Below are 24,678 nucleotides of genomic sequence, written 5' to 3' on the forward strand. Positions count from 1 at the left end.
CCGCAAGAGTAGTCGTATTTCTGCTTAACAACGCCATCGTCGCGCAGTGATTTCCAGCTTCTTGTGGGGGTATTTGATTTAAGTGTTGGTGTGGGAATAATCAAGTCCGCAATGGAATTAAGCGGAAGAAGAAGCGCTATCAAGGCAGTCAGCGATCTAATTTTAAATCCCTCGTAAAAAATAAATCAGGGCGATGTCAATGAAAATATACTCCAATTGTTGGTGGTAGGGTTAAATTTAACTGAAGAAATACTCTTTGATCAGAGAGAAGGAAATTAATATAATGAGTGGAATAATGACGGCCAAGTGCACAAGATTAAAAAGATAGGCGCCAGAGTTTACGTCGCAACCGCGCATGTCCTTAATGCTCCTGATGAAATCTTTTATTAAATTCAAGACTATCTCCAGTAACGATGTGAGGGTGGATCCTCCCATCGGCCTCTATGGACTATAACTCCTTTTTGGAAAAATCACCTCCTGATAAAATTACCAATACCTACGCCGGCGTGATATATCGGCATGTAAGCTGAAGTTTGATAGGCAACCCATAGGTGTCCCGCCACGGCTGGCGCGTAGTAGAGTGGCACCCAAATCCACGCGCCCTGCGTGTCTTGCATTTCCTGTTCAGTTAATCTAGCAACTTGCATCGGACGATCGACCTGCTTGAACGCGGAAACGAGATTTACTTCGATATTTTTTTGTGGAATATCGTAGCTGCCTGCGTTAGCCGTACTTGCAGCTCCTAGTGCCCCTGCCAATGCAAAAACCATAACTGTCTTCTTCAACATATCTACTCCTACCAATTAATTTGGGGTAGAGGATTGCGCCGATTTTACATGGCGCGCCGGAAACAAATCCCCCAATTTGATCTGTACCGACAAACCGATCTCCGTCCCACCCTTGCCTGAGACATCCGATCGACTTGTCAAGTTAAGGATGGTATTTTTGTTCCATAGATAGGCAAGGCCGAGATTGAGAGTTGAACTGGTATTTCTTTGGCCTTGGCGCATCCCATTTATTTTTTCTGCCGCCTGACTGCGCCAAGTCAACCCCGTACTGAGCGTGACCGCCTCGTTTACCGCAAACGAAACTTGAGGGTTGATGATGAATATGCTGCCTGGAATCGTCGAGTTTCCGCCGATGTCTCGCCTTCCCYGATGAAGAAATGCGGTGGTTAGCGAAAGAACCACGGGGTCTATGGCTCTATAGACTGTGGCCCCAACAGATAGTGATCTGCCGTAGATTGCACTATGATTATTCTTCTCCGCCAGTGCGAGCTCTGTGAAACCCAACAATGCGGGAAATTTTTCATCACGTAAAAATCGATAATTTAATCCGATCCATGCATCGTTAAAATTACTGTAGCTATTTGATGCTTCGCCACTTTCGCCCTGTGAACGAGAATATTCGGCTATCCAAGTGGCCTTTCCATACACTTCAGCATCCGCTGAAAGTCCGTAGCGCAATCCTATATTCGGAATTATAATGTCGCTATTAATCCGGCTTTCCCCAATGCTGGTCGGTAAACTAATGAACTGTGTCGGGCCAATCTGAATTGTTATCAACTCTCCAGCGGAGATTCCAGATCGGTTGTTATTTGCATAGGCCGTACCGAACTCAAGCTTAAATTCACCGCGATCTGTTAGTAAGCCCTCAATGTTCAGAGGCAGGTCTGCCTTTGTGGTGCCAGAATAAATTAACAAAAAAATGAAAATACCAATCCAACGCATGTCGCACCATGTTATTTTGTGATTGATTTATTACTGTGCCTCGCCAACAAGCGAAGCCAATCGAGGGAAAAGCTCCGCCAACACCTAATGGAATACGATAGGTGTTACTTTTAACTTGCAATAATTATTTTCCGACGAGTCTGAACTCTACCGGGAGTTCTAGTGCGAAGCTGAGCGGATCAATCCGTAAATCAGTCGCATATTTGATCGCTATTCGAGCTAAATCGCGAGTAACGGCGGTGAAACTCTATCACTCCTTGTCCATTAAAAGTTGCCGGAGCGGAAAAACCAGATATTTCTGAATGCGGTTGGGAATTTTCTGCATCGCGATCGGACATTGTCTGGCTCGGATCTACCGTGGCTGGCGGCTTCCGAAGAGCGTTCGAGAAGCTGCTGCTGGCATCGATAAAGTGCAAAGGTAGTAAGATTTACAGTTCATGGGTCATTGCTGCTTGCGTGTGAACGCAACCGCGTCAGGTTGACTCGTCCGCAACCGTGGCAGGAGCCCCCTTTGTTCGAACGCGCCAGACAGCACTTCGCAGCGCTCACCACCCGCGCCGGGTTTCACTCGTTGCGTCTCGTCCGCCAGACCGGCGAGCACTGCATAATGCGGCGCGGCATCGCCGAGCCGCCATCCTTCATGCAGGACATGGGCGCCATGCTCAGCGTGCGCGTGGATGGCGTGGAGGCCTACGCCGCCACCAGCGATCTCAGCGTGGCCGGATTGCAGCGCGCGCTCGACAGCGCCGAAGCACTCGCCCGGCGGATCGCCGGGCGGGGCCTGGTCGACCTGCGTGGGCTGGAGCCGCCGCAAGGCCAGGCCCGCTACGAATCCCCTGGCCTGCATGGCGCGTTCCCCGGGCTGGCCGAGCGCTTCGCCCTGCTGGCGGCGGTATCCGCCAGCGTGCCCGCCGATCCGCGGCTGGTGAACTGGCTGGTTTATCTCGATCACCAGCGCCACGAGCAGCTCTACCTGAATAGCGCAGGCGCCGAGCAATGGCAGGCGCTGCGCTTCGTCTATCCCGGCATCAGCGTGACCGCCTTCGACGGCAGCGACAGCCAGACCCGCAGCTTCGGCGGCTTCGGCAGCGGCCAGCAGGGCGGGGCGGAGGTCATCGCGCGGCTCGGCTTTGCCGGCGCCGCATCGCGGGTGGCGGACGAAGCCTTGCAGTTGCTGCTGGCGCCAAACGCGCCGAGCGGCCCTACCGACCTGCTGCTGATGCCGGACCAGATGATGCTGCAGATCCACGAATCCATCGGCCATCCGCTGGAACTGGATCGCATCCTCGGCGACGAGCGCAATTACGCGGGCACCAGCTTTATCGGGCTGGAGGATTTCGGCCGCTACCAGTACGGCTCGGACCTGCTCAATATCAGCTTCGACCCGGGCATCCCCGAGGAACTGGCCAGCTACGGCCACGATGACGAAGGCCAGCCCGCGCAGAAGGCATTCCTGATCCGGGATGGCCTGCTGTTGCGCCCGCTGGGCGGCGCGCTGTCGCAATGGCGCAGCGGGCTGCCGGGCGTGGCAAACAGCCGGGCCTGCAACTGGAACCGCCCGCCCATCGATCGCATGGCCAACCTCAACCTGGAGCCGGGCGACCGCACCATGGCGCAACTGGTCGGCGGCATTGAACGCGGCATCCTGATGTCGTCCAACCGTTCGTGGTCCATCGACGATGCGCGCAACAAGTTCCAGTTCGGCTGCGAATGGGGGCGCCTGATCGAGGACGGCGAGCTCAAGGGGGTGGTCAAGAACCCGAACTATCGCGGCGTTTCCGCGAATTTCTGGCGCAGCCTGGCTGCGGTTGGCGATGCCAGTACCTTCGAGGTGCACGGCACGCCGTACTGCGGCAAGGGCGAGCCCAACCAAGTGGTGCGCGTCGGCCATGCTTCGCCGGCCTGCGTGTTCAAGCAAGTGGAAGTCTTTGGAGGCGCCGCGTGATGGCGGATGCGCAGTCGTTGTTTGCGGCGCTGGCCGATGATGTGCGTAAGGCGCTGGGCGAGGGCGAGGCCTTCACGCTGTGGTACAGCGCGGAGGAGTCGGAGTTCATCCGCTTCAACCGCGCGAGGGTGCGCCAGGCTGGACAAGTGCGGCAGGCCACGGCCCGGCTCCAGCTGATCCGCGACGAGCGCCACGCCAATATCGGCGTCGCGCTGTCGGGCGATCCCGCGACCGATCGGCAGCGCCTCGCCGACGGCTTGCTGCGGTTGCGCGAGGCCATCGGCCAGTTGCAGCCGGACCCCTACCTGATGCTGGAGCGCGAGCCCTGGCAGCGCACGCTGGCCGATGCGGCCGCGCCGCCGGACACCGCCGAAGTGCTCGCGCAGATCGAAGAGGCCGCGCATGGGCTCGACCTGGTCGGCATCTACGCCGCCGGCCCGCTMTACCGTGGCTTCGCCAGCAGCTTCGGCGCTTTCGGCTGGCATGCCGCGCAAGGCTTCCACTTCGACTGGAGCCTGTTCCACGAAAACGRCCAGGCCGTGAAGGCCGACTACGCGGGCTCGCGCTGGGACGCCGCCGAGTTCGCCAGCCGCTTTGCACAAGCGCGCCAGCAGCTGGAGCACCTGGGCAAGCCGCAGCGCGTGCTGCCGCCCGGCGCCTACCGGGCCTACCTGGCCCCCGCGGCCCTCGATGAAGTGCTCGGCATGTGTTCCTGGGGCGGCTTCTCGGCCCGCGCGCTGGCGCAGAAGGAAAGCCCGCTGCAGCGGCTGTACGATGGCGGCGCCCGGCTTAGCCACTTGCTCGACCTGGACGAACGCGCAAGCGGCACACTGGCTCCGGCCTTCGGCCCCGAAGGCATTCCACGCAGCGACGTGACGCTCGTGCAAGCGGGGCGGCCAGCTGGCCGCCTGGTCTACCCACGCAGCGCGCGCGAGTACGATCTCGCTGCCAATTCCGCCAGTGCCGGTGAGGCGCCGCAGTCGCTTGCCATGGCGGCCGGCAAGCTCGCGCAGGACGACGTGCTAGCGGCGCTCGGCACGGGCCTCTATATCGGCAACCTCTGGTATCTCAACTGGTCCGATGCGCCGGCGGCCCGCATGACCGGCATGACGCGCTTCGCCACGTTCTGGGTGGAAGATGGCCGCATTCAGGCGCCGCTTGGCACGATGCGCTTTGACGACAGCATCTACAGCTTCCTGGGCGAGCACCTTGAGGCGCTGACCAGCGAGCGGCAGTTACGGGTGTCGAGCAATACTTATGGCGAGCGGCAGACCGATTCGGCGCTGTTGCCAGGTGCGCTGACTGGAAAACTCACGTTGACGCTCTGAGCGGGTGAGGCGCTAGCGCACAGGCTCCTCAGCTTTGCCTGAACGGCATCCTCGAACGCAAAAAGGGCTGAGTCACCATGGCCTCGTAAGCCGCCGGCTCAGGAATTCCTCGAAGTCCTGGACTTGCCCGCGGAATGACTACCTGCAAGCCGGCCGGGAGCCCCGCTCAAACCGGTTCCCGCGCCGCATCCGTCAAATACTGAATCAACGTCTCCGCAAACTGCGGCAACTCCCGCCCTGGCCGGCGCACCAGGCGCAGATCGCGCTTGGCCCATTCATCCTCAAGCGGAATAAACCGCAGCACCTTGCGGCTGGCATAACGCCGCGCGCAGCTATTGGGCACGATGGCAATGCCCGCGMCTGCTTCCACCATCCGGCACACGGCGTCGAAGCTGCCCAGCTGGATGCGCAGGCTGATGCGCTTGCCCATGCCGCTGGCGATGCGATCCAGGAAGGACTGGATGGCGCTGAACTGGTTCAGGCCCACGAAGCGGCAGGTATCCAGCAGGTCTGCAAAGTGCAGGCTGGTGAATTGCGGCAGCGGGTGGTTGACCGGCGCGATCACGATCAGTTCGTCGCTGCAGAGCTGCATGACCTCCAGGTCATTGGTGGCGACCTCGCCAGCGACGATGCCAAGATCCGCGGCGCCGGCACTGATGGCCGAGACGATGGCCTGCGAGAGTTGCTCTTCCAGTTCGACATCCACATCCGGGTTCTCCGCCAGGAAGCGCGACAGCGCGGTGGCGAGAAAGGAATTGGTGGCGGTAGTGTTGGCCAGCAGGCGCACGCGGCCTTTGACGCCTTTGGCATAAGGGCGCAGGTCGGAGTGCAGGCACTCCAGTTCGCGGAACACTTCGCGCGCATGGCGCAAGAGGGCGTCGCCGGCGGGCGTCAGGCGCACGCCCTTGACCTGGCGGATCAGCAACTGGGTCTGGAAGGCCTCTTCCAGTTGCTTGATGCGGGTGCTGGCGGCGGGCAGGGAAAGGAAGCTGCGCTCGGCGGCGCGGGTCAGGTTTTCGGTTTCGCCGACGTTGAGGAACAGGCGCAGGTCGGTCAGGTCGTAATGCATGTGTTTCGCTGGGCCAAAGGCCTCTTTTGTCAATCGTGAATAGCAATGTCCCCGCCGTCAATTTATCGTATTCGGMGTGGCAAGAGAACCATAAAGGCAGGCTCGTCCGTATTGCGCGGGCGGTTACCGGCTTGCCTCGTGCAAAGGCGGCACAAAACCCGGGCTGCCGGGCCACCGGGCCGCCGCGCAGCCACCCAGGAGACGACACATGACAGTTCGGCGCTACAGCGCAAGCAGGCTGGCGGGCGTGGCCACCATGCTGGGCGTGGCCACCTTGGCCACCATGGGCGGCGCTGCCGCGGCCGACTATCCGGACAAGCCGGTGCGCCTGATCGTGCCCGCAGCGGCGGGAGGCACCACCGATATCGCTTCGCGGCTGGTCGGCAAGCGTCTCTCCGAGCTGCTGGGCCAGCCCGTGGTGGTGGAAAACCGTGCCGGCGCGGCCGGCATCGTCGGCGTGCAGGCGCTGCGCCAGGCCGCGCCAGACGGCTATACGCTGATGATGGGCAATATCGGCCCCAATGCCATCAACTACGGCCTGTACAAGCAACTTCCCTACCGTGCCGAGGACTTCGCGCCGATCACCATGGTGGTCTCGGTGCCCAATGTGCTGGTGGTCAACGCCAAGGTGCCTGCCCGCAACGTGGCGGAACTGGTGGCGCTGGCCAAGTCCCAGCCGGGCAAGCTCTCGTTTGCCTCGTCGGGGACCGGGCAATCGGTGCACCTGTCCGGCGAGCTGTTCAAGAAGCGCACCGGCATCGACATCATCCACGTGCCGTACAAGGGTGCCGCGCCGGCCGTGGCCGACCTGGTTGCCGGGCAGGTGACGATGATGGTGGACAACCTGCCCAGCTCGCTGCCGCATATCCAGTCCGGCAAGCTGCGCGCGCTGGCGGTGACCAGCGCCACGCGCGTGGCGGAGTTGCCCGATGTGCCCACCATGAAGGAAGCCGGCCTCGATGACTTCCAGGTGACCGCGTGGTTCGKCCTGGTGGCGCCGGCGGGCACGCCGGCCGCGGTGGTCGCGCGCCTGCAAAAGACAGTGGCCGGCATCCTGGCCGAGCCCGAAGTGAAAACGCGCCTGGCCGATCTCGGCGGCGTGCCGGGCGGCGACACGTCCGCGCATTTCGCCAGCTTCATCGACGCGGAGCGCGTGCGCTGGGCCAAGGTGGTGAGGGACACCGGCATTCCACAGCAATGAGGGCGAGCCCGAAGCATGGCACGCAACACCACAGCACAACGCAACGACAGGGGAAGGCATGGAAGCAATGAAAGCGCGCCACCGCAGGTCATGGCTACAGGCCGTGCTGATTGCCCCGCTCGCGGTGGGGCTGCTGGGCGCGAGCGCTTCGGCGCTGGCCGACAGCTGGCCCAACAAGCCGATCCAGTTGCTGATTCCCTATCCGCCGGGTGGCAGCGCCGACCTGCTGGCGCGCCCCGTGGCGGCCAAGCTGCAAGAGCGGCTGGGCCAGCCCGTGGTGCTCGACTACCGGCCCGGCGCCGGCGGCACCATCGCCTCGCAGCAACTTGCGCGTGCCAAGCCGGACGGCAACACGCTGATCCTGGTGCTGGCCGCGCATGCCATCAATGCCAGCCTCTATCCCAAGCTGCCGTATGACACCCGCAAGGATTTCGCGCCGGTATCGCTGGTGGCCAACCTGCCGCTGATTCTGGCCGGCAGCCCCTCGCTGAAGGCCAGGACCGTGCCTGAGTTGATCGCCGCGGCCAAGGCCGCGCCGGGGCAGCTCACGTTTGCCTCCGCGGGCAACGGCAACACGGGCCACCTGGCCGGCGAGCTGTTCGACAGCCTGGCCGGCGTCAAGATGACCCACGTGCCGTACAAGGGCAGCGCGCAGGTGGTCAACGCCATGCTGGCTGGCGAGGTGCAACTGACCTTCGACAGCATTTCCACCTCGATGCCGCATATCCGCAGCGGCCGCCTCAAAGCGCTGGCCGTGACCAGCGCCAGGCGCGCCACGCTGGCGCCGGACGTGCCCACGCTGTCCGAGGCCGGCGTGCCCGGCTTCGACATCAATGGCTGGTACGCGGTGCTGGCGCCGGCCGGCACGCCGAGCGCCATTGTCGAGCGGCTCAGCAAGGAGATCGCGGCTGTATTGACCCAGCCCGAGCTGCGCGCGAACCTGGCCGCCAACGGCTATGAGCCGGTGGGTTCCACGCCGGCGGCGCTGGGCGCGCATATCGATGCGGAGATCGCGCGCTGGAGCAAGGTCGTGAAGGACTCGGGCGCACGCCTGGAATAAGAGATCAACCAGAAAAGATCAACCAAAACCCGGCCTGGCGCGTGCCAGGCCGCCGAGCAAACAAAGGTGCAGACAGGGGTATGAACATGAGTGGAGTGATGGCAGGCAAGGTAGCGCTGGTGACTGGCGCGGGTGGTGGCATCGGGCGCGGCGTAGCGCTGGAACTGGCCAAGGCCGGCGCCAAGGTGGTGGTCAACGACATCGGCGTATCGCTCACAGGTGAAGGCGGCGATGCCGGCCCCGCGCAGCGCGTAGTCGATGAGATCGTCGCCGCCGGCGGCATTGCGGTAGCCAACACCGATAGCGTATCGAGCTGGCAGGGCGCCAACGCGATCGTGCAATGCGCGATCGACAACTTCGGCCGCATCGATGCCGTGGTCAACAACGCCGGCAACCTGCGCGACCGCATGTTCTTCAAGATGAACGAGGAAGAATGGCGCTCGGTGATCGACGTCCACCTCAACGGCACGTTCTTTGTCAGCCGCGCCGCCGCCAACCACTTCAAGGACCAGGAGAGCGGCGCCTACGTGCACATGACTTCCACCTCCGGCCTGATCGGCAACCTGGGCCAGGCCAACTACTCGGCCGCCAAGCTTGGCATTGCCGCGCTGTCGAAGTCGATCGCACTGGACATGGCTCGCTTTAACGTGCGCTCGAACTGCATCGCGCCGTTCGCCTGGAGCCGCATGACCAGCTCGATCCCCTCCGAGACCCCGGARGARAAGGCGCGCGTCGCCAAGCTGCAAAAGATGGAAGCCAACAAGGTCGCGCCGATGGCCGCCTTCCTCGCCAGCGATGCCGCGCATGAAGTCAACGCGCAGATCTTTGCCGTGCGCGCCAACGAGATCATGCTGATGAGCCAGCCGCGTCCGGTGCGCTCGGTCCACATGAGCGAAGGCTGGACCCCTGAATCCATTGCCGAGATCGCCATCCCCGCCATGCGCAACAGCTTCTACAAGCTCGAGCGCTCGCCCGACGTGATCAGCTGGGACCCGATCTGACGCTATGCCGCTCGACTACAACCGCATCAAGAACTGGGACTTTCCGGAGGTCACGCAAACCTACGGCGAGAAGGATTCCATCCTCTACGCGCTGGGTCTTGGCCTGGGCGAGCAGCCCACCGATCCGCGCCAGCTGCGCTACGTCTATGAAGCGCAGCTCAAGGCCTTTCCAACGCAGGCCGTGGTGCTGGCCTATCCCGGCTTCTGGATGCAGGACCCGGCGAGCGGCATCGACTGGGTGCGCATCGTCCACGGCGAGCAGCGCCTGCGCCTGCACCGTCCGCTGCCGGTGTCCGGCACCGTGCGTGCGCGTGCACGGGTGACCCATGTCATCGACAAGGGGGCCGACAAGGGCGCGCTCGTGATCGTGGAGCGCACGCTGGTGGATGCGGCCACCGGCGCCGAACTGGCCACCGTGAACCACACCACCTTCTGCCGCGCAGATGGCGGCTTTGGCCAGGGCGATACCGCGCCCGAAGCACTGCCGGCAGCGCCGGCCCGCGCGCCGGATGCGGTTCGCAGCCAGGCGATCATGCCGCAGGCCGCGTTGTTGTACCGCCTCAATGCCGATCCCAACCCGTTGCATGCCGATCCGGAAGTGGCGCGCGCGGCGGGCTTCGATGCGCCCATCCTGCACGGCCTGTGCACCTATGGCGTGGCGGCGCGCGCGCTGGTCGATACCTTCGCCAGCGGCGACGGCGATCAGCTGCTCGAACTCAATGTGCGTTTTTCCCGCCCGGTATTTCCCGGCGAAACCCTCGAAGTGCGCATGTGGCGCGAAGGCGGTGGGCGCGTGCTGTTCGACGCCCGCGTGCCCGCGCGCGACGTCACCGTGCTCAGCAACGGCGTAGCGGAGTTCCGTGCATGACAACAAGGGCAACAACCATGAAGAGCGCGCTCGACGGCGTACGTGTGCTGGACCTCTCGCGCATCCTGGCCGGCCCCTGGTGCGCCCAGAACCTGGCCGACCTCGGCGCCGAGGTGATCAAGGTCGAGCGCCCCGGCGTGGGCGACGACACCCGCTCCTGGGGCCCGCCCTGGCTGCCCGACGGCGACGGCAAGCCCTCGCGCGATGCGAGCTACTACGCCGGCGCCAACCGCGGCAAGCGCTCGGTCACGCTGGATATCGCCAGCGCGCAAGGGCAGGCCATCGTGCGCGAGCTGGCGGCAAAATCGCAGATCGTACTGGAGAACTATAAGGTCGGCGACCTGAAGCGCTATGGCCTGGACTATGACAGCCTCAAGGCCATCAACCCGGCGCTGGTCTATTGCTCCATCACCGGCTACGGCCAGGAGGGCCCGAGCGCGCACAAGCCCGGCTACGACTTCATCTTCCAGGGCATCGGCGGCCTGATGAGCATCACCGGCGAGCGTGACGACCTGCCCGGCGGCGRCCCGCAGAAGGTCGGCGTGGCCGTGGTCGACATGCTCACCGGCATGTATGCCACCGTGGCCGTGCTGGCGGCACTGCGCCATGCCGAGCGTACCGGCGAGGGGCAGCGCATCGATATGGCGCTGCTCGATGCGGTGGTGGCGATCGGGGCGACGCCAATCCTGGCGCAGAAGATCACCGGAAAGACGCCACAGCGCTTCGGCAATGCGCATGCGAACATGGTGCCGTACCACGTGTTTGCCACGGCGGATGGCTACATGATCGTGGCCGCTGGCAACGACGGGCAATGGCAAGGGTACTGCCGGGGCGTGGAGCGCCCGGACCTTGCCACGGACGAACGCTTCACCACCGGCACCGGGCGCATCGTCAATCGCGATGTGCTGGTGCCGCTGCTCGAATCCCATATGCGCACTGGCACGACCGCGCATTGGGTGCAAGCGCTGGAGCGCGAGGGGATTCCTTGCGGGCCGATCAACGACTATGCGCAGGTGCTGGAGGATCCGCAGGTCAGGTACCGTGAACTGCAGGTGGATATGGTGCGCAGCGACGGCGGGGTTTGTCCCACGGTGAAGAGCCCGTTGCGGCTTTCGGCTACGCCGGTCAGGTATGACGCGGCGCCGCCGCGGCTGGGGGAACATACCGAGGCGGTGCTGGGCGAGGTGCTGGGGATGTCGGCGCAGAGGATTGCGGCGTTGCGGGGCCAGGGCGTGGTTTGAGTGCCGTTGCGGCGAGCGGATGCCATTCCCGGATTCGCTGGCCGCTACGTCCCTGGTTCCCAGCCCACCGGACATGATCCATATCAAGCCTCGCGTGCCCGGTTAACGGCACAATGTCCCTGAACTCCCCAGCGTCCCAACTCCCATCCAAGGTGAGGCCCATGTTTCCTGAATTCCGCGATCAGATATCCATCCTCAAGACCCAGGACGCCCACTTTGCGCGGCTGTTCACCCGCCACAACGAACTGGACCATGAGATCAAGAACATGGAGGCGGCAAAGGTTCCCGCAGATGGCACCGCCATCGAGATCCTCAAGAAGGAAAAGCTGCACCTGAAGGACCAGCTCTACGTCATCCTGCGCAAGGTCTCGGCTTCCTGAAGCCCATTTCAAATCCGCCAATCGAAAGGTCATCCCATGTTCAAACATATCCTGCTCCCCATCGACGGATCGGAACTCTCGCAAAAGGCTTTCCCGGCCGCCGTCGAGTTCGCGCGGACGACCGGCGCCAAGCTGACCCCGTATATGTGCCTCGAGGAGTATCCGTTCCTGATGTCCAGCGACGCGGGCCATGAGAAGAAGTCGGTCTTCGAGCATCGCATCGAGGCCGCGGCGCGCGAGGAGCTGGCCAAGGTGGAATCGGCCGCGGCACTGGCCGGCGTGCCGTGTTCGGGCGCCACGTCCATTGCGTCCGCGCCCTATCGGGGCATCATCGGCATGGCGAAGGAACTGGGCTGCGACGTGATCTTCATGGCGTCGCATGGGCGGCGTGGCATCAGCGGCCTGCTGCTCGGCAGCGAGACCCAGAAGGTGCTGACGCATAGCGATATTCCGGTGCTGGTGTTCCGCTGAGCCGGCCAGGGGATTTGTGATTTGTTGCGACGCACTAGCGGCGCAATCTCCCCGCGTCACACGGATCCCGCCGACCCGAGCGCTCGCCGGCGACTCGACGGGATCTTCATCTTCATCTTCATCTGCCGCGCCCAGGCACTCAGGCCGCGGACTCCATCATCTGCCGCTGCCGGTATTCGCCCGGCGCCACGCCCGTCCATTTCTTGAACGCGCGATGGAACGTGCTGGGTTCTGAAAACCCCACGCGCAGGGCCACCTGCTGCAGTGCAAGGTCCGTGTGTTCCAGGAAGGCGATGGCCGCGTCGCGGCGCAGGCTGTCCTTGATGCTCTGGTAGCCGCGCCCTTCGTCGCGCAGGCGGCGGCGCAGGGTTTGCGGCGTCAGGCGCAGGGTCTCGGCCATTTGTTCCAGCGAGGGCAGTTCGTCATCGAGGTGGCAGCGCAGGTGGCGCCGGATGCGCTCGGCCAGGCAGGAGTCATCGCGGTAGCGGGTGAGCAGGTTGCGCGGCGTGTCGTTCAGGAAGGCTTGCAGGCTGCTGGCGTCCTGGACTACGGGCAAGCGCAGCCAGCTGGCGTCGAAATGCAAGGCCGTGTGCGGCTGGCCATAGCGGACCTGGGTGTTGAATACCCGTTCGGTGTCGGTGAGCCGGGATGGCCCGCGCGCCGGTTCCGGCGCGCGCGCGGCCAGGTCGACGCCGGCGAGGGGGATGCGTTGCGCCACCAGCCAGTTGGCCACCCCGTAAGCCTGGAAGGCGAAGGTGGACTCCGCGTACTGGCGGCACGCCGTGGCGGGCGCGCGAGGCAGCAGGAGCAGGGTGGCGCGGCCGTCGCGCTGTTGCAGCCGCGGCACGAAATCGGCCAGGTGCAGGCGATACTGGTTCAGCCCGGCGCGCATGGCGTCTTCCAGCGTGGCGCAGTGGATCAACGCCTGGCAGGCCTGGGCGAACACGCCCGGCGCCACGGGCCGGCTGAGCAAGCCCCAGAACTCGTCGCGCGTGACGCGCCGCATCGAGCGCATCAGCGCGGCAAACTGGCCCTCGCTCACGCGCGCGTTGGGCGACTGCAGCAGCGCGGGCGAAATGGCGGCGCGGCGCAGCAGGGCGTCGATGTCGCAGCCAAGGCGGCGTGCGCCTTGCACGATCTGGTGCAGCTGCAGCACGGAAATGGTGTGGCGCGTGGGCGGCTGGGCGGCGTCGGCGCGCGGCGCCTCTTGCTGGCGCGCGCTTAGCGCGCCAGCTGCGCCCGGTGTGCCTGGCGGGAGGGAACTGAGCGGCACCGTCATCGATGGCGGTGCGGATGCCCTGAGTGCGGCGATTTGCATGGTCTCCTCGTCTCAACGGACTCCCCGGTCCTGTTCCGGATCTACCCTGGGCTGCATCTCGCTGCAGTGCACCGCTGCATCGCTGCACTGCAGCGCAACGGGCGGGCTCGCCGGACCGCTGCCGGTTCTGTGCCGGCTATGTGCGCCAGTTGACCCGATGCTGCGCCCCAGCACAATCCGGATTTACCAAAGGCAGGCTTTTCCCTGAACGATTCGGCCAATCATTTTGGGCCGAAAGGTCATTGTCCACGCAGTGCACCATCGCGCAATCTCATCCCTTGCCGGCCTGCGCACCCGCAGGGCGCGGCATGGCGGTTCACGAGGGGGGAGGCAGGATGCAGATAGAACGTCGCAGGACCCTGTTACGGCTTGGCGCGGCCTCGTTGGCCGCTGGCGGCAGCATCTCCGGGATCGCCAGCGCGCTCGCGCAAGGCGCACTGCCCACCGGATACCCCGCCAAGCCGGTGCGGCTGGTGGTGCCTTATCCGGCGGGCGGCGCCACCGACGTGCTCGCCCGCGCCATTGCCGCGCCGCTGGGCCAGCAGTGGCAGCGCACGGTGGTGGTGGAAAACCGCCCGGGCGCCAGCGGCATGATCGGTGCCGATGCGGTGGCCAAGGCGCCAGCCGATGGCTACACCTTGCTGCTCACGCTGACCAGCGTGGTGCAGTTGCCCAGCCAGTATGCAAAGCCGCCCTTCGACCCGATGCGCGACCTGGTCGCGCTGTCGGAGCTGGCGACTTCGCACCTGGTGCTGGCCGCCAGTTCGTCCATGCCGGGCAGCCTCGCCGAGGTGGTGCAGATGGCGAAGGGCAAGCCGAAAGGATATTCCTACGGCACCTACGGTACCGGCAGCGGTGCGCACCTCTATATGGAAGTGTTTACCGGCGCCGCCGGGCTGGACATGATCCATGTCCCCTACAAAGGCGAGGCGCCGCTGCTCAACGACCTGCTGGGCGGCCAGGTGTCGGTGGGCACCATCTCCGTGATGGGGATCAAGCCGCATGTGCGCACCGGCCGCCTGCGCGCGCTGGCGGTGGTGGGCAACACCCGGGCGCCCATGCTGCCCGAGGTGCCGACCTTCCAGGAACTGGGCTACAGCGGCCTGGACGGGCCTGGCTGGTTCGGCCTGTTTGCCCCGGCCGGCACGCCCCGGCCGATCGTGGACAAGGTGTCGGCGGACGTGAACGCCATCCTGGCCACGCCCGATATCCGCCAGCGCATGACCGACCTTGGCGTGATCGTCAAAGGAACCCGGCCGATGGAGTTCGCCGAGGTGGCGCGCGCCGACCAGGCTTACTGGAACGGCGTGATCCGCAAACTCAATATCCGGCTCGACTGAGCCTGCAGCATTTCCCAACTCTCTCTTTCTCTCTTGCCCGTTCGGGGCGGATTCAGGAGCAGCGATGCAGCACACGCGCCGCAAGGCATTGCAGCAGATCGGAGCCGGCGCCCTCGCCGCCGGCGGCCTGGGCCTGGGGCTGAGCCCGGTGCGTGCCGGCGCTTTCCCGGCCAAGCCCGTGCGGCTGGTGGTGCCCTACCCCGCGGGCGGCGCCACCGATGTGCTGGCACGCGCCATTGCCGAGCCGCTCGGCAAGATGTGGCAGCGCCCCATCGTGGTGGAAAACCGCCCGGGCGCCAGCGGCATGATCGGCGCCGACGCCGTGGCCAAGGCCGATGCCGACGGCCATACCGCGCTGCTTACCATCACCACGCTGGTCCAGGCCCCCAGCCTCTACGCCAAGGCGCCGTTCGACCCGGTGCGCGATTTCGCCCCGGTGTCCAATCTTGGCACCACCAGCCTGGTGTTTGCGGTGCACAACTCGGTGCCCGCCACAACGCTGGCCGAGTTCATCGCGCTGGTGAAGTCCAGGCCAAAGCAGTTCAACTATGGCTCCTACGGCACTGGTTCAAGCGGCCATCTCTACTGCGAGGTGTTCAACGAGGCAGCGGGCCTGGACATGACCCACGTGTCGTACAAGGGCGAGGCGCCGGAACTGAACGACCTGCTCGGCGGGCAGATCCCCGCGGCGATCATCTCGGTGATGGGCGCGCGCCCGCACACGGCAACCGGCCGCCTGCGCGCGCTGGCGGTGACCGGCCCCGCGCGCGCGCCGCAACTGCCAGACGTGCCGACCTTTCGCGAGTCTGGCATCGCGGGCATGGATTCGATGGGCTGGTTCGGGCTGTTGCTGCCGGCCGCCGCGCCGCGCCCGGTGATAGAAAAGTTCTCCTCGGACGTCAACCGCGTTCTGGCCATGCCAGCTGTGCGCGCGCGCATGAACGACATGGGCGTGGTGCTTGCCGGCAGCACGCCCGATGCCTTCGCCGAGACCATGCGCAGCGATTACGCGCGCTGGGGCAAGGTCATCCGCACCCGGAACATCCGTCTTGACTAACGCCGCCTCGATGCCCGCCAGGCCGGTGGTGGCCGGCAATTTTCCCACTTTATGTTTCTTATGAATCAAGCTGCTTCTGCTACCCACGCTCCGGCCTACCGTTCTCCCCACTGGCCGCCAGGCATGCCCGCCGAGGTGTGCGTGCCGCGCACCAGCCTGGCCTACAACGTCGAGGTGGCCGCCCGGCGCTATCCGGACAAGACCGCGATCCAGTATTTCCACACGGGCATCTCTTACGCCAGCCTGCACGCGCAGATCGAGCGCATGGCCGGCTACTTGCAGCAGGCTTGCGGCGTGGCGCCGGGCGACCGCGTKATGCTGTTCAGCCAGAACTGCCCGCAGTTCATCGTGGCCTACTACGCCATCCTGCGCGCCGAGGCGGTGGTCGTGCCAGCCAACCCGATGTGGCTGACCGGGGAGCTCGAACACGTGGCCGCGGACAGCGGCGCGGTGGCGGCTTTTGTCGCGGCGGAGCTTTATCCGCAGATCGCGCCCCTGCATGGCGCCAGGCTGGCGCATGTCATCGTGCATCAGTACGGGGACATGCTCGAGGCGGCCGGCGGCACAGGCGGCGTGCCCGCCTGGCTTTACGAGCGCGCCCCGCCGCCCGCCTGCGCGCCCGCGGGCGCCACGCTGGCGACCTGGACACAGGCCGATGCCGCCGGCCATGCCCCGCGCGCGCATGAAGCCGGCTACGACACGCTGTGCATGCTGGCCTACACCTCGGGCACCACGGGCCATCCCAAGGGCTGCATGCATACGCACGGCACGCTGATGAGCGCGGCGGTGGGCTCGCAGCTGTGGCGCAGCGCCAGCCCGCAGAGCGTGTGCTTGTCGGTCGCGCCGATGTTTCATCTGCTGGGCATGCAGAACGGCATCCACGCGCCGCTTTACCTGGGTGCCACCATCGTGCTGCTGCCGCGCTGGGATCGCGCGCTGGCAGCAGACCTGATCGAGCGCTACCAGGTTTCCACCTGGGGCGCGCCGCCCGCCATGCTGGTGGATTTCTTCGCGCAGCCGGGCATCGGCGAGCGCAACCTCTCCAGCCTTGCCTACCTGGGCGGCGGTGGGGCCGCCATGCCGGACGCCGTGGCCACCATGCTGCAGGAGCGCTTTGGCCTGCCTTACGTGGAGGCGTACGGACTGACCGAGACCGCCGCCTTCCTCCTGTCCAATCCGCGCCACCGGCCCAAGCGCGAATGCCTGGGCATCGCTACGTTCGGCGTGGACGCGCGCGTGATCGACCCGCACACGCTGGCCGAGCTGCCGCAGGGCGAACTGGGCGAGATCGTGACCCATGGCGCGCAGGTGACGCGCGGCTACTGGCGCAACCCGCAGGCCGACGCGGAATCGTTCATCGAGATCGATGGCAAGCGCTTCCTGCGCACCGGCGACCTCGGCTTCATGGATGAGGAAGGCTACTTCTTCATGCGCGACCGGCTCAAACGCATGATCAACGCATCCGGCTTCAAGGTCTGGCCGGCGGAGGTGGAGAACCTGCTCTACGGGCATCCCGCCGTCCACGAAGCCTGCGTGATCGCCGCGCGCGATGCGCGCCGCGGCGAGACCGTCAAGGCCGTGGTGGCGCTCAAGCCGGCCGCGCGCGGCACGCCCGAGGCCAGCGCCGAGCAGATCATGGCGTGGTGCCGCGAGCGGCTGGCGGCGTACAAGGTGCCGCGCATTGTCAGCTTCGTCGATGCCTTGCCCAAATCGGCCACCGGCAAGATCCAGTGGCGGGCGCTGCAGGAGCTGGAGCAGGACCAAGGCGGGGATCAACCGGCCGCCGCCGGCAGCGTGGCCTGAGCCAGAGCAACGAGAACCACGAGAACCACGAGAACCACGAGAACGATGAGAGACATCATGAAGACATCGAGACGAAACTGGCTGGGCCAGGCGGCCGCGCTGGGCGGCGGTGCGTTGCTGGGCGGATGGCAGTGGCCCGCGCAGGCGCAGGGCACCTATCCGGCGCGGCCCATCCGCATGGTGGTGCCGTATCCCGCCGGCGGCGGCACCGATACCATCGCGCGCATGATCGGCCAGCGCCTGACCGAGGCCTGGGGCCAGCCGGTGGTGGTTGACAACAAGCCCGGCGCCAGCGGCATGCTCGGCAACGACATCGTGGCCAAGGCGCCGCCCGACGGCTACACGATGCTGCTCGGCATCACCGCCATGATCCAGTCGCCCAGCCTGTACAAGCGCATTCCGTACGACGTGGCCCGCGATTTCGCGCCGGTTTCACTGCTGGCCAGGTCCTCCGACCTGTTCGTGGTGCCCAACCGGGTGCCGGCCAGCACGCTTGCCGAGTTCGTGGCCCTGGCCAAGGCCGGCAAGCTCAGCTACGGCTCCTACGGCAACGGCACCTCGTCGCATTTGCATGGCGAGCTGCTCAAGATGCAGGCGCACGTGGACCTTGCACACATTCCATACAAAGGCGCCGCGCCGCTGATGAGCGACGTGCTGGGCGGGCAGGTGGATTCGGCGTTCGTCGACGTGACCTCGGCCAACAGCTATCTAAATAGCGGCAAGTTCAAGATCCTCGCCATCACGGGCACCCAGCGCTACAAATCGATTCCCTCGGTGCCGACGTTCGCGCAGGCCGGCTTCACCGGGTTTGAGCCGAGCGGCTGGTTCTCGATGTTCCTGCCCGCCAATACGCCGCGCGACGTGGTTACCCGGCTCTCTACCGAGATCGCCCGCATCGTGCGGCTCCCGGACATCTCGCAAAAGCTGGCGGCGATGGGGCTGCAGCCGGTGGGCTCGTCCCCGGAGGAACTGGCCGCCGTGATCGCGACGGACACGCCCAAGTGGGCGCGCATCGTCCGCGACGCCAACATCCAGCTCGACTGAGGCGCCGATCGTATGACTGCTACAGCATTTATTCACCGAGGCCACCCAGAGGAGCTCGCCATGGAGACCATTCGCTACGCCGTTGCCGACGGGGTTGCCACCCTGACGCTCGACTTCCCGAAGCGCAAGAACGCCCTGAACGGCACCATGMGCCGCGAGATCGGCGAGGTCGTGCACCAGTTGCGCCAGGACACCAGCGTGCGCGCGCTGATCCTGACCGGCGCGGGCACGGATTTCTGTTCCGGCGGCGACATCAGCTCGATGCAGGGCGAAATCAGCGCTGACCAGGGCCGCCAGCGCCTGGCGGCCATCCATCCCTGGCTGGAAGACCTGATCCACCTCGACCGTCCCGTGATCGCGGCGGTAGACGGCGCGGCCTATGGCGCCGGCTTCAGCCTGGCTCTMGTGGCCGACATCATCCTGGCCACGCCGCGCGCGCGCTTTGGCCTGCCTTTCMTGCGCCTGGGCCTGATCCCGGATTGCGGCGTGTTCTACACGCTGCCGCGCATGATCGGCCTGCAGCGCGCCAAGGCGCTGATGTTCTCCATGCGTGAACTGAGCGCCGCAGCGGCGCTKGAGCAAGGCATCGTGATGGAGATCGTTGCGCCGGAGGCGCTGCAGGCGCGCGCGCTGGCGCTTGCCTCGGCCTTTACCGAAGCCTCGCCGGTAGCGGTTGCGCTGACCAAGAAGGCGCTCAATACCTCGCTGAACCAGGACCTGCACAGCATGCTGGAGATGGAGGCGGACGGCCAGGGTATCGCTTTCGCCACCGAGTACCGCAAGGRGGCCGCCTCGCGCTTCCTGGAAAAGCACCCGCCGCGCTATCGCTGGCCCGACTGAACAACCACATGGCAACAACTGCGTGGTGCTGCAGCGCAACACCCGCAACACCGGCAATCATCAAGGAGAACAACATGGGAAATTCCGACAAGAACATGGCGATGGCCGCCCGCAAGGTGCCCTGGATGAGCGAAGACCTGGTCATGTTCCAGGACACCGTCCGCCGCTTCGTGGAGCGCGAGCTGGTGCCGAACGAGGCGCGCTGGGCCGAGCGCGGCTACATCGACCGCGAAGTCTGGAACCGCGCCGGCGAGGTTGGGCTGCTATGCGCCAGCATTCCCGAGGAGTACGGCGGCGGCGGCGGGAACTTTGCCCACGAGGCTGTAATCTGTAACGAAATGGCACGCGCCATCGCCACCAGCYTGGGCAATGGCGTGCACAGCGGCATCGTGGCCCATTACTTGCTCAACTACGGTACCGAGGCGCAGAAGCGCAAATGGCTTGCGCAGATGGCTTCAGGCGCCATGGTGGCCGCCATCGCCATGTCGGAGCCTGGCGCGGGCTCGGATCTCAAGTCGGTACGCACCCGAGCGGTGCGCGAGAAGACCCAGAACGGAGACATCTATCGCATCAACGGTGCAAAAACCTTCATCACCAATGGCTATCACGCCGACCTCGTTTGCGTGGTAGCCAAGACCGATCCCGATGCCGGCGCGAAAGGGGTCTCGCTCATCATGGTCGAGACCCGGGACCAGCCTGGCTTCAGGCGCGGCCGCATTCTGGAAAAAATTGGGCAGAAAGGCCAGGACACCGCCGAGTTGTTCTTCGACGACGTGTGCGTGCCGGTGGAGAACCTGCTGGGCGACGAGGAGGGCAAGGGCTTCTATCAGCTGATGCAGCAACTGCCGCAGGAGCGCATGATCATCGCGCTTGGTGCGGTGGCGAGCATGCAGCGCGCGATCGAGCWCACCACCGACTACGTGCGCGAACGGCAGGTGTTTGGAAAACCGCTGATCGATATGCAGAACACGCGCTTCAAGCTGGCGGAGTGCAAGACCGAGGCAACCATCGCCGCTACCTTCGTCGATGATTGCATGGTGCGCTTGCTGAAAGGCGAGCTCGATGCGCCCACCGCGGCCATGGCCAAGTGGTGGTGCTCGCAGAAGAACTGCGAGATCATCGACGAATGCCTGCAGCTGCATGGCGGGTATGGCTATATGCTCGAGTACCCGATCGCGCGCATGTATGCGAACGCGCGGGTCAGCAAGATTTATGGCGGCTCCAACGAAATCATGAAGGAGCTGGTGGCACGCACGCTGTGACGCGTGTGCGCGGGGCCATGTGGCAAGCCTCTCATGCCAACGTCGTAGTGCGTTGGAAGTAGGCCGGCCGCAAAGCCCCGCCCAGCGCGGGTTGCGAGGGGAAAAGCGCGTGTTTCGTTACAAAAGCAGGTGTGCACGGAATAACGGAAAGGTGTAATGTGTGTCACAAGACATGGTTCAAATGCCCGTCGCGAGTGGGGCCTGGAGTGGTAGTACGGTGAGCCGAGCTGATTCGTTGCGCCATTGCAAAGTTCGTCAACCGACTCTCAGCTCTCGCCGTTATTTGACTATGATTAAGTAAAGATTTCGCAACATGGCAGCACCGCCAAGCCGGGGTGGCGGAACCGCAAGCGCTGCCGCGAAATCTTGAGTTGTAGTAGATCTACCTTCGCCTCGGACGGGTCTCTGACGGGAGTGAGGTATGGACATTTTCGGCCACTACGCCACACGCTTCGAAGGTCGCAAGGAAGAGGAATACAGCATCCAGGAGTACCTGGATATCTGCAAGAAGGATCCTTCCGCCTATGCAACCGCATCCGAGCGCATGCTCGCCGCCATTGGTCAGCCCGAACTGGTGGATACCCACCACGATCCTCGGCTGTCCCGCCTGTTCTTCAACAAGGTCATCAGGGTCTATCCGGCCTTCCGCGAGTTCTACGGCATGGAGGACACGATCGAGCAGATCGTCGCCTTCTTCAAGCATGCCGCGCAAGGGCTCGAGGAGCGCAAGCAGATCCTTTACCTGCTTGGGCCTCCGGGGGGGGGCAAGTCCTCGCTCGCGGAAAAGCTCAAGGCGTTGATGGAGCAGATTCCCATCTACGCATTGAAGGGTTCACCTATCCATGAATCGCCGCTCGGGCTGTTCTCGCCCGAGGAAGACGGCAAGATCCTGGAAGAGGACTACGGCATCCCGGTGCGCTATCTCAACACCATCGCCTCGCCGTGGGCGGTCAAGCGCCTGCATGAGTTCAACGGCGACATCACGCGCTTTCGCGTGGTCRAGCTGCGCCCGTCGGTGCTGTCGCAGATCGCGATTTCCAAGACGGAGCCGGGCGATGAAAACAACCAGGACATCTCCTCGCTGGTCGGCAAGGTAGATATCAGGAAGCTGGAAGATTTCCCGCAGGACGATCCGGACGCTTACTCGTATTCCGGCGGGCTGTGCCTGGCCAACCGCGGGCTGCTTGAGTTCGTGGAAATGTTCAAGGCGCCGATCAAGGTGCTGCACCCGCTGCTGACCGCCACCCAGGAAGGCAACTACAAGGGTACCGAGGGCTTCGGCGCGATCCCCTTCGACGGCATCATCCTGGCGCACTCGAACGAAGCCGAGTGGACAACCTTCAAGGCCGACAAGAACAACGAGGCTTTCCTCGACCGGATCYACATCGTCAAGGTGCCGTACTGCCTGCGCGTGTCGGAGGAGGTGAAGATCTACGACAAGCTGTTGCGCAGCAGTTCGCTGTCGGCCGCGCCTTGCGCGCCCAACACCTTGAAGATGATGGGGCAGTTCGCCGTGCTCACCCGCATCAAGGAGCCGGAGAATTCGAACATCTTCTCCAAGATGCGCGTCTATGACGGCGAGAGCCTGAAGGATGTCGACCCCAAGGCCAAGTCGTACCAGGAGTATCGCGACTACGCTGGCATCGACGAAGGCATGAACGGCTTGTCCACGCGTTTCGCCTTCAAGGTCTTGTCCAAGGTCTTCAACTTCGACAATACCGAGGTGGCCGCCAATCCGGTGCACCTGCTCTATGTGCTCGAGCAACAGATCGAGCGCGAGCAGTTCCCGCCGGAGCAGGAAGCCAAGCTACGGTCGTACATCAAGGAGTACCTGACCGCACCGTTCGTGGAGTTCATCGGCAAGGAGATCCAGACTGCTTACCTGGAGTCGTACTCCGAATACGGCCAGAACATCTTCGATCGCTACGTGGTGTTTGCCGACCTATGGATCCAGGACCAGGAATATCGCGACCCGAACACCGGCGAGATTCTCGATCGCAACGCGTTGAACGACGAACTTGAAAAAGTCGAGAAGCCCGCTGGGATATCCAACCCCAAGGACTTCCGCAACGAGATCGTCAACTTCGTGYTGCGCGCGCGGGCCAACAACGCGGGCAAGAACCCCGCGTGGACCAGCTACGAGAAGTTGCGCATGGTGATCGAGAAGCGCATGTTCTCCACCACCGAAGATCTGTTGCCCGTGATCTCGTTCAACGCCAAATCCTCTCGCGAGGATCAGGACAAGCACGCGAACTTCGTCAACCGCATGGTTGAGAAGGGATACACCGCGAAGCAGGTCCGCTTACTTGTGGAGTGGTATTTGCGCGTAAGAAAATCATCGTAACGGCGCCTGAACGAGGCCTCTAAGCGAGGGCAAGCATATGGCCACGGTCATCGATCGGCGCGAGAACGGCGGCAACAAGAGTGCCGTCAACCAGCAACGCTTCATCAAGCGCTACCGCGAACAGATACGCCAGGCGGTGGCGAAGGCGGTGTCCGGCCGGAAGATCATGGACATCGAGCAAAGCGGGCAGGTGTCCATTCCGGTCAAGGACATCTCCGAGCCAGCTTTTCACCACGGCCAGGGCGGCCGGCGGGAGTGGATCCACCCGGGCAACAAGAAATTTGTCCGGGGGGACAGCTTCGACCGCCAGCAGCAAGGCGGGGGTGGAGGCGGCTCCAAGGCGAGCGATTCGGGTGAAGGCGAGGATGATTTCGTCTTCAGCCTGTCGCGCGAGGATTTCCTCAATTTCTTCTTCGAGGACATGGCGCTGCCGGACATGGCCAAGCGCCACCTTGCCAAGATCGCCGAGGTCCGCAAGGTCCGGGCTGGCTTCTCGATCGACGGCACGCCGTCCAACCTGTCCATCCTGCGCACGATGCGAAGCTCGCTCGGGCGCCGCATTGCCTTGTCCAGTCCTTACCAGAAAAAGCTCGCGTTGCTGGAGCAGGAGTATGGCGAGGTRCTGGAGCAGGACGGGCCTTACTCGGCACGGGCGCTGGAGCTGATGAAGGAGATGCGTCACCTGCGCGCCTGCGTGGAGCGCGTGCCCTTTATCGAAAAGCTCGACCTGCGCTACAACAACCGCGTGCTGAAAAAGCGCCCGCAGGCACAGGCGGTGATGTTCTGCCTGATGGATGTGTCCGGGTCCATGGATGAGAGCCGCAAGGATCTCGCCAAGCGCTTTTTCATGCTCCTGTACCTCTTCCTCAAACGCAACTACGATCGCATCGACGTGGTGTTCATTCGTCATCACACGGTGGCGAAGGAAGTGAACGAGGAAGATTTCTTCCATTCGCGCGAATCCGGTGGTACGGTCGTATCGAGCGCGCTCAAGCTGATGGTCGAGGTAATTCAAGACCGCTATCCCGCCAGCCAGTGGAACATCTATTGCGCCCAGGCCTCGGATGGCGACAACTGGGCGGGTGATTCGGAGTTGTGCGGGCGCTTGCTGCGCGAGTCCATCCTGCCGCTGGTGCAGTACTACGCCTATGTGGAAGTGGCTTCGGAGGAGCCGCAGAACCTGTGGGAAGAGTATCTGGCGGTCAAGGACCGGCATGAGAACTTCGCCATGCAGCGCATCATCGGGGCGGACGAGATCTACCCTGTGCTGCATGACCTGTTCCAGAAAAAAGCGGCATGGCCATCCAGCCGCTGAGGTCGCCCTGGTTTTTGGCAGGTGTTTTCCCCTCTCCCGCAGGGCGGTAGAGAGGCGCAAC

General features: G+C 64.1%; 21 protein-coding genes. 17 read left to right on the plus strand and 4 right to left on the minus strand.

Going from position 1 to position 24,678, the window contains the following annotated elements; all coding sequences use genetic code 11:
- Nucleotides 1-470 precede the first annotated feature (470 nt).
- Nucleotides 471-788, minus strand: a complete 318-nt coding sequence (locus AC1DS3_RS03235) for a hypothetical protein (RefSeq protein WP_441639870.1) — start codon at nt 786-788, stop codon at nt 471-473.
- A gap of 15 nt (nt 789-803) precedes the next feature.
- Nucleotides 804-1,730: a hypothetical protein gene (locus AC1DS3_RS03240; protein ID WP_477126679.1), complete on the minus strand. Its 927-nt coding sequence runs from the start codon at nt 1,728-1,730 to the stop codon at nt 804-806.
- A gap of 511 nt (nt 1,731-2,241) precedes the next feature.
- Here AC1DS3_RS03240 and AC1DS3_RS03245 point away from each other — a divergent pair.
- Complete coding sequence (locus tag AC1DS3_RS03245) at nt 2,242-3,675, plus strand: TldD/PmbA family protein (protein WP_441639868.1); 1,434 nt, start codon at nt 2,242-2,244, stop codon at nt 3,673-3,675.
- Nucleotides 3,675-5,003, plus strand: a complete 1,329-nt coding sequence (locus tag AC1DS3_RS03250) for a TldD/PmbA family protein (protein ID WP_477126680.1) — start codon at nt 3,675-3,677, stop codon at nt 5,001-5,003. The genes AC1DS3_RS03245 and AC1DS3_RS03250 overlap by 1 nt, the downstream gene beginning before the upstream one ends.
- Before the next feature lie 166 nt (nt 5,004-5,169).
- Here AC1DS3_RS03250 and AC1DS3_RS03255 read toward each other — a convergent pair whose 3' ends face one another.
- The gene (locus AC1DS3_RS03255) at nt 5,170-6,072 is read right to left on the minus strand and encodes a LysR family transcriptional regulator (protein ID WP_477126681.1); all 903 of its coding nucleotides are present in this window, start codon (nt 6,070-6,072) and stop codon (nt 5,170-5,172) included.
- 208 nt (nt 6,073-6,280) lie between these two features.
- Between AC1DS3_RS03255 and AC1DS3_RS03260 the strand changes: the two genes are divergently transcribed.
- The 7 genes from AC1DS3_RS03260 to AC1DS3_RS03290 all read left to right on the plus strand — a co-directional run bounded on the left by AC1DS3_RS03260 (nt 6,281) and on the right by AC1DS3_RS03290 (nt 12,294).
- Complete coding sequence (locus AC1DS3_RS03260; protein WP_477126682.1) at nt 6,281-7,273, plus strand: Bug family tripartite tricarboxylate transporter substrate binding protein; 993 nt, start codon at nt 6,281-6,283, stop codon at nt 7,271-7,273.
- A 58-nt stretch (nt 7,274-7,331) separates the two neighbouring features.
- Entirely contained in the window at nt 7,332-8,333 is a 1,002-nt protein-coding gene (locus AC1DS3_RS03265; RefSeq protein WP_441639864.1) for a tripartite tricarboxylate transporter substrate binding protein, read from the plus strand.
- A gap of 86 nt (nt 8,334-8,419) precedes the next feature.
- The gene (locus tag AC1DS3_RS03270; RefSeq protein WP_441639885.1) at nt 8,420-9,334 is read left to right on the plus strand and encodes an SDR family NAD(P)-dependent oxidoreductase; all 915 of its coding nucleotides are present in this window, start codon (nt 8,420-8,422) and stop codon (nt 9,332-9,334) included.
- Between the two features lie 4 nt (nt 9,335-9,338).
- Nucleotides 9,339-10,202 (plus strand): MaoC/PaaZ C-terminal domain-containing protein, encoded by an 864-nt coding sequence (locus AC1DS3_RS03275; RefSeq protein ID WP_441639863.1) that lies wholly within the window; start codon nt 9,339-9,341, stop codon nt 10,200-10,202.
- The gene (locus AC1DS3_RS03280; RefSeq protein WP_477126683.1) at nt 10,199-11,443 is read left to right on the plus strand and encodes a CaiB/BaiF CoA transferase family protein; all 1,245 of its coding nucleotides are present in this window, start codon (nt 10,199-10,201) and stop codon (nt 11,441-11,443) included. The genes AC1DS3_RS03275 and AC1DS3_RS03280 overlap by 4 nt, the downstream gene beginning before the upstream one ends.
- Before the next feature lie 161 nt (nt 11,444-11,604).
- A complete protein-coding gene (locus AC1DS3_RS03285) occupies nt 11,605-11,823 on the plus strand; it encodes an HP1242/YdcH family protein (RefSeq protein ID WP_441639861.1) in 219 nt (72 codons plus the stop codon).
- Between the two features lie 36 nt (nt 11,824-11,859).
- Nucleotides 11,860-12,294: a universal stress protein gene (locus AC1DS3_RS03290; protein WP_174423784.1), complete on the plus strand. Its 435-nt coding sequence runs from the start codon at nt 11,860-11,862 to the stop codon at nt 12,292-12,294.
- Nucleotides 12,295-12,433: 139 nt separating this feature from the next.
- On the opposite strand, the gene AC1DS3_RS03295 is transcribed toward AC1DS3_RS03290, so the two are convergent.
- Nucleotides 12,434-13,612: an AraC family transcriptional regulator gene (locus AC1DS3_RS03295; RefSeq protein WP_441639860.1), complete on the minus strand. Its 1,179-nt coding sequence runs from the start codon at nt 13,610-13,612 to the stop codon at nt 12,434-12,436.
- 335 nt (nt 13,613-13,947) lie between these two features.
- Between AC1DS3_RS03295 and AC1DS3_RS03300 the strand changes: the two genes are divergently transcribed.
- From AC1DS3_RS03300 to AC1DS3_RS03335, 8 genes are all read left to right on the plus strand, one after another.
- Entirely contained in the window at nt 13,948-14,952 is a 1,005-nt protein-coding gene (locus AC1DS3_RS03300; protein WP_441639859.1) for a tripartite tricarboxylate transporter substrate binding protein, read from the plus strand.
- Between the two features lie 64 nt (nt 14,953-15,016).
- Complete coding sequence (locus tag AC1DS3_RS03305; protein WP_441639858.1) at nt 15,017-16,009, plus strand: Bug family tripartite tricarboxylate transporter substrate binding protein; 993 nt, start codon at nt 15,017-15,019, stop codon at nt 16,007-16,009.
- A gap of 60 nt (nt 16,010-16,069) precedes the next feature.
- A complete protein-coding gene (locus tag AC1DS3_RS03310; protein ID WP_441639857.1) occupies nt 16,070-17,812 on the plus strand; it encodes a long-chain fatty acid--CoA ligase in 1,743 nt (580 codons plus the stop codon).
- A 57-nt stretch (nt 17,813-17,869) separates the two neighbouring features.
- A complete protein-coding gene (locus tag AC1DS3_RS03315) occupies nt 17,870-18,856 on the plus strand; it encodes a Bug family tripartite tricarboxylate transporter substrate binding protein (RefSeq protein ID WP_441639856.1) in 987 nt (328 codons plus the stop codon).
- A gap of 60 nt (nt 18,857-18,916) precedes the next feature.
- Complete coding sequence (locus AC1DS3_RS03320) at nt 18,917-19,696, plus strand: enoyl-CoA hydratase/isomerase family protein (protein ID WP_477126684.1); 780 nt, start codon at nt 18,917-18,919, stop codon at nt 19,694-19,696.
- A gap of 74 nt (nt 19,697-19,770) precedes the next feature.
- Entirely contained in the window at nt 19,771-20,958 is a 1,188-nt protein-coding gene (locus AC1DS3_RS03325; protein WP_477126685.1) for an acyl-CoA dehydrogenase family protein, read from the plus strand.
- Between the two features lie 421 nt (nt 20,959-21,379).
- On the plus strand, nt 21,380-23,302 hold the full coding sequence (locus AC1DS3_RS03330; protein ID WP_477126686.1) for a PrkA family serine protein kinase: 1,923 nt from the start codon (nt 21,380-21,382) through the stop codon (nt 23,300-23,302).
- A gap of 37 nt (nt 23,303-23,339) precedes the next feature.
- Nucleotides 23,340-24,617 (plus strand): YeaH/YhbH family protein, encoded by a 1,278-nt coding sequence (locus tag AC1DS3_RS03335; RefSeq protein ID WP_459374817.1) that lies wholly within the window; start codon nt 23,340-23,342, stop codon nt 24,615-24,617.
- Nucleotides 24,618-24,678: the final 61 nt, after the last annotated feature.

It is taken from the genome of Cupriavidus sp. 01L46, from assembly GCF_056399905.1.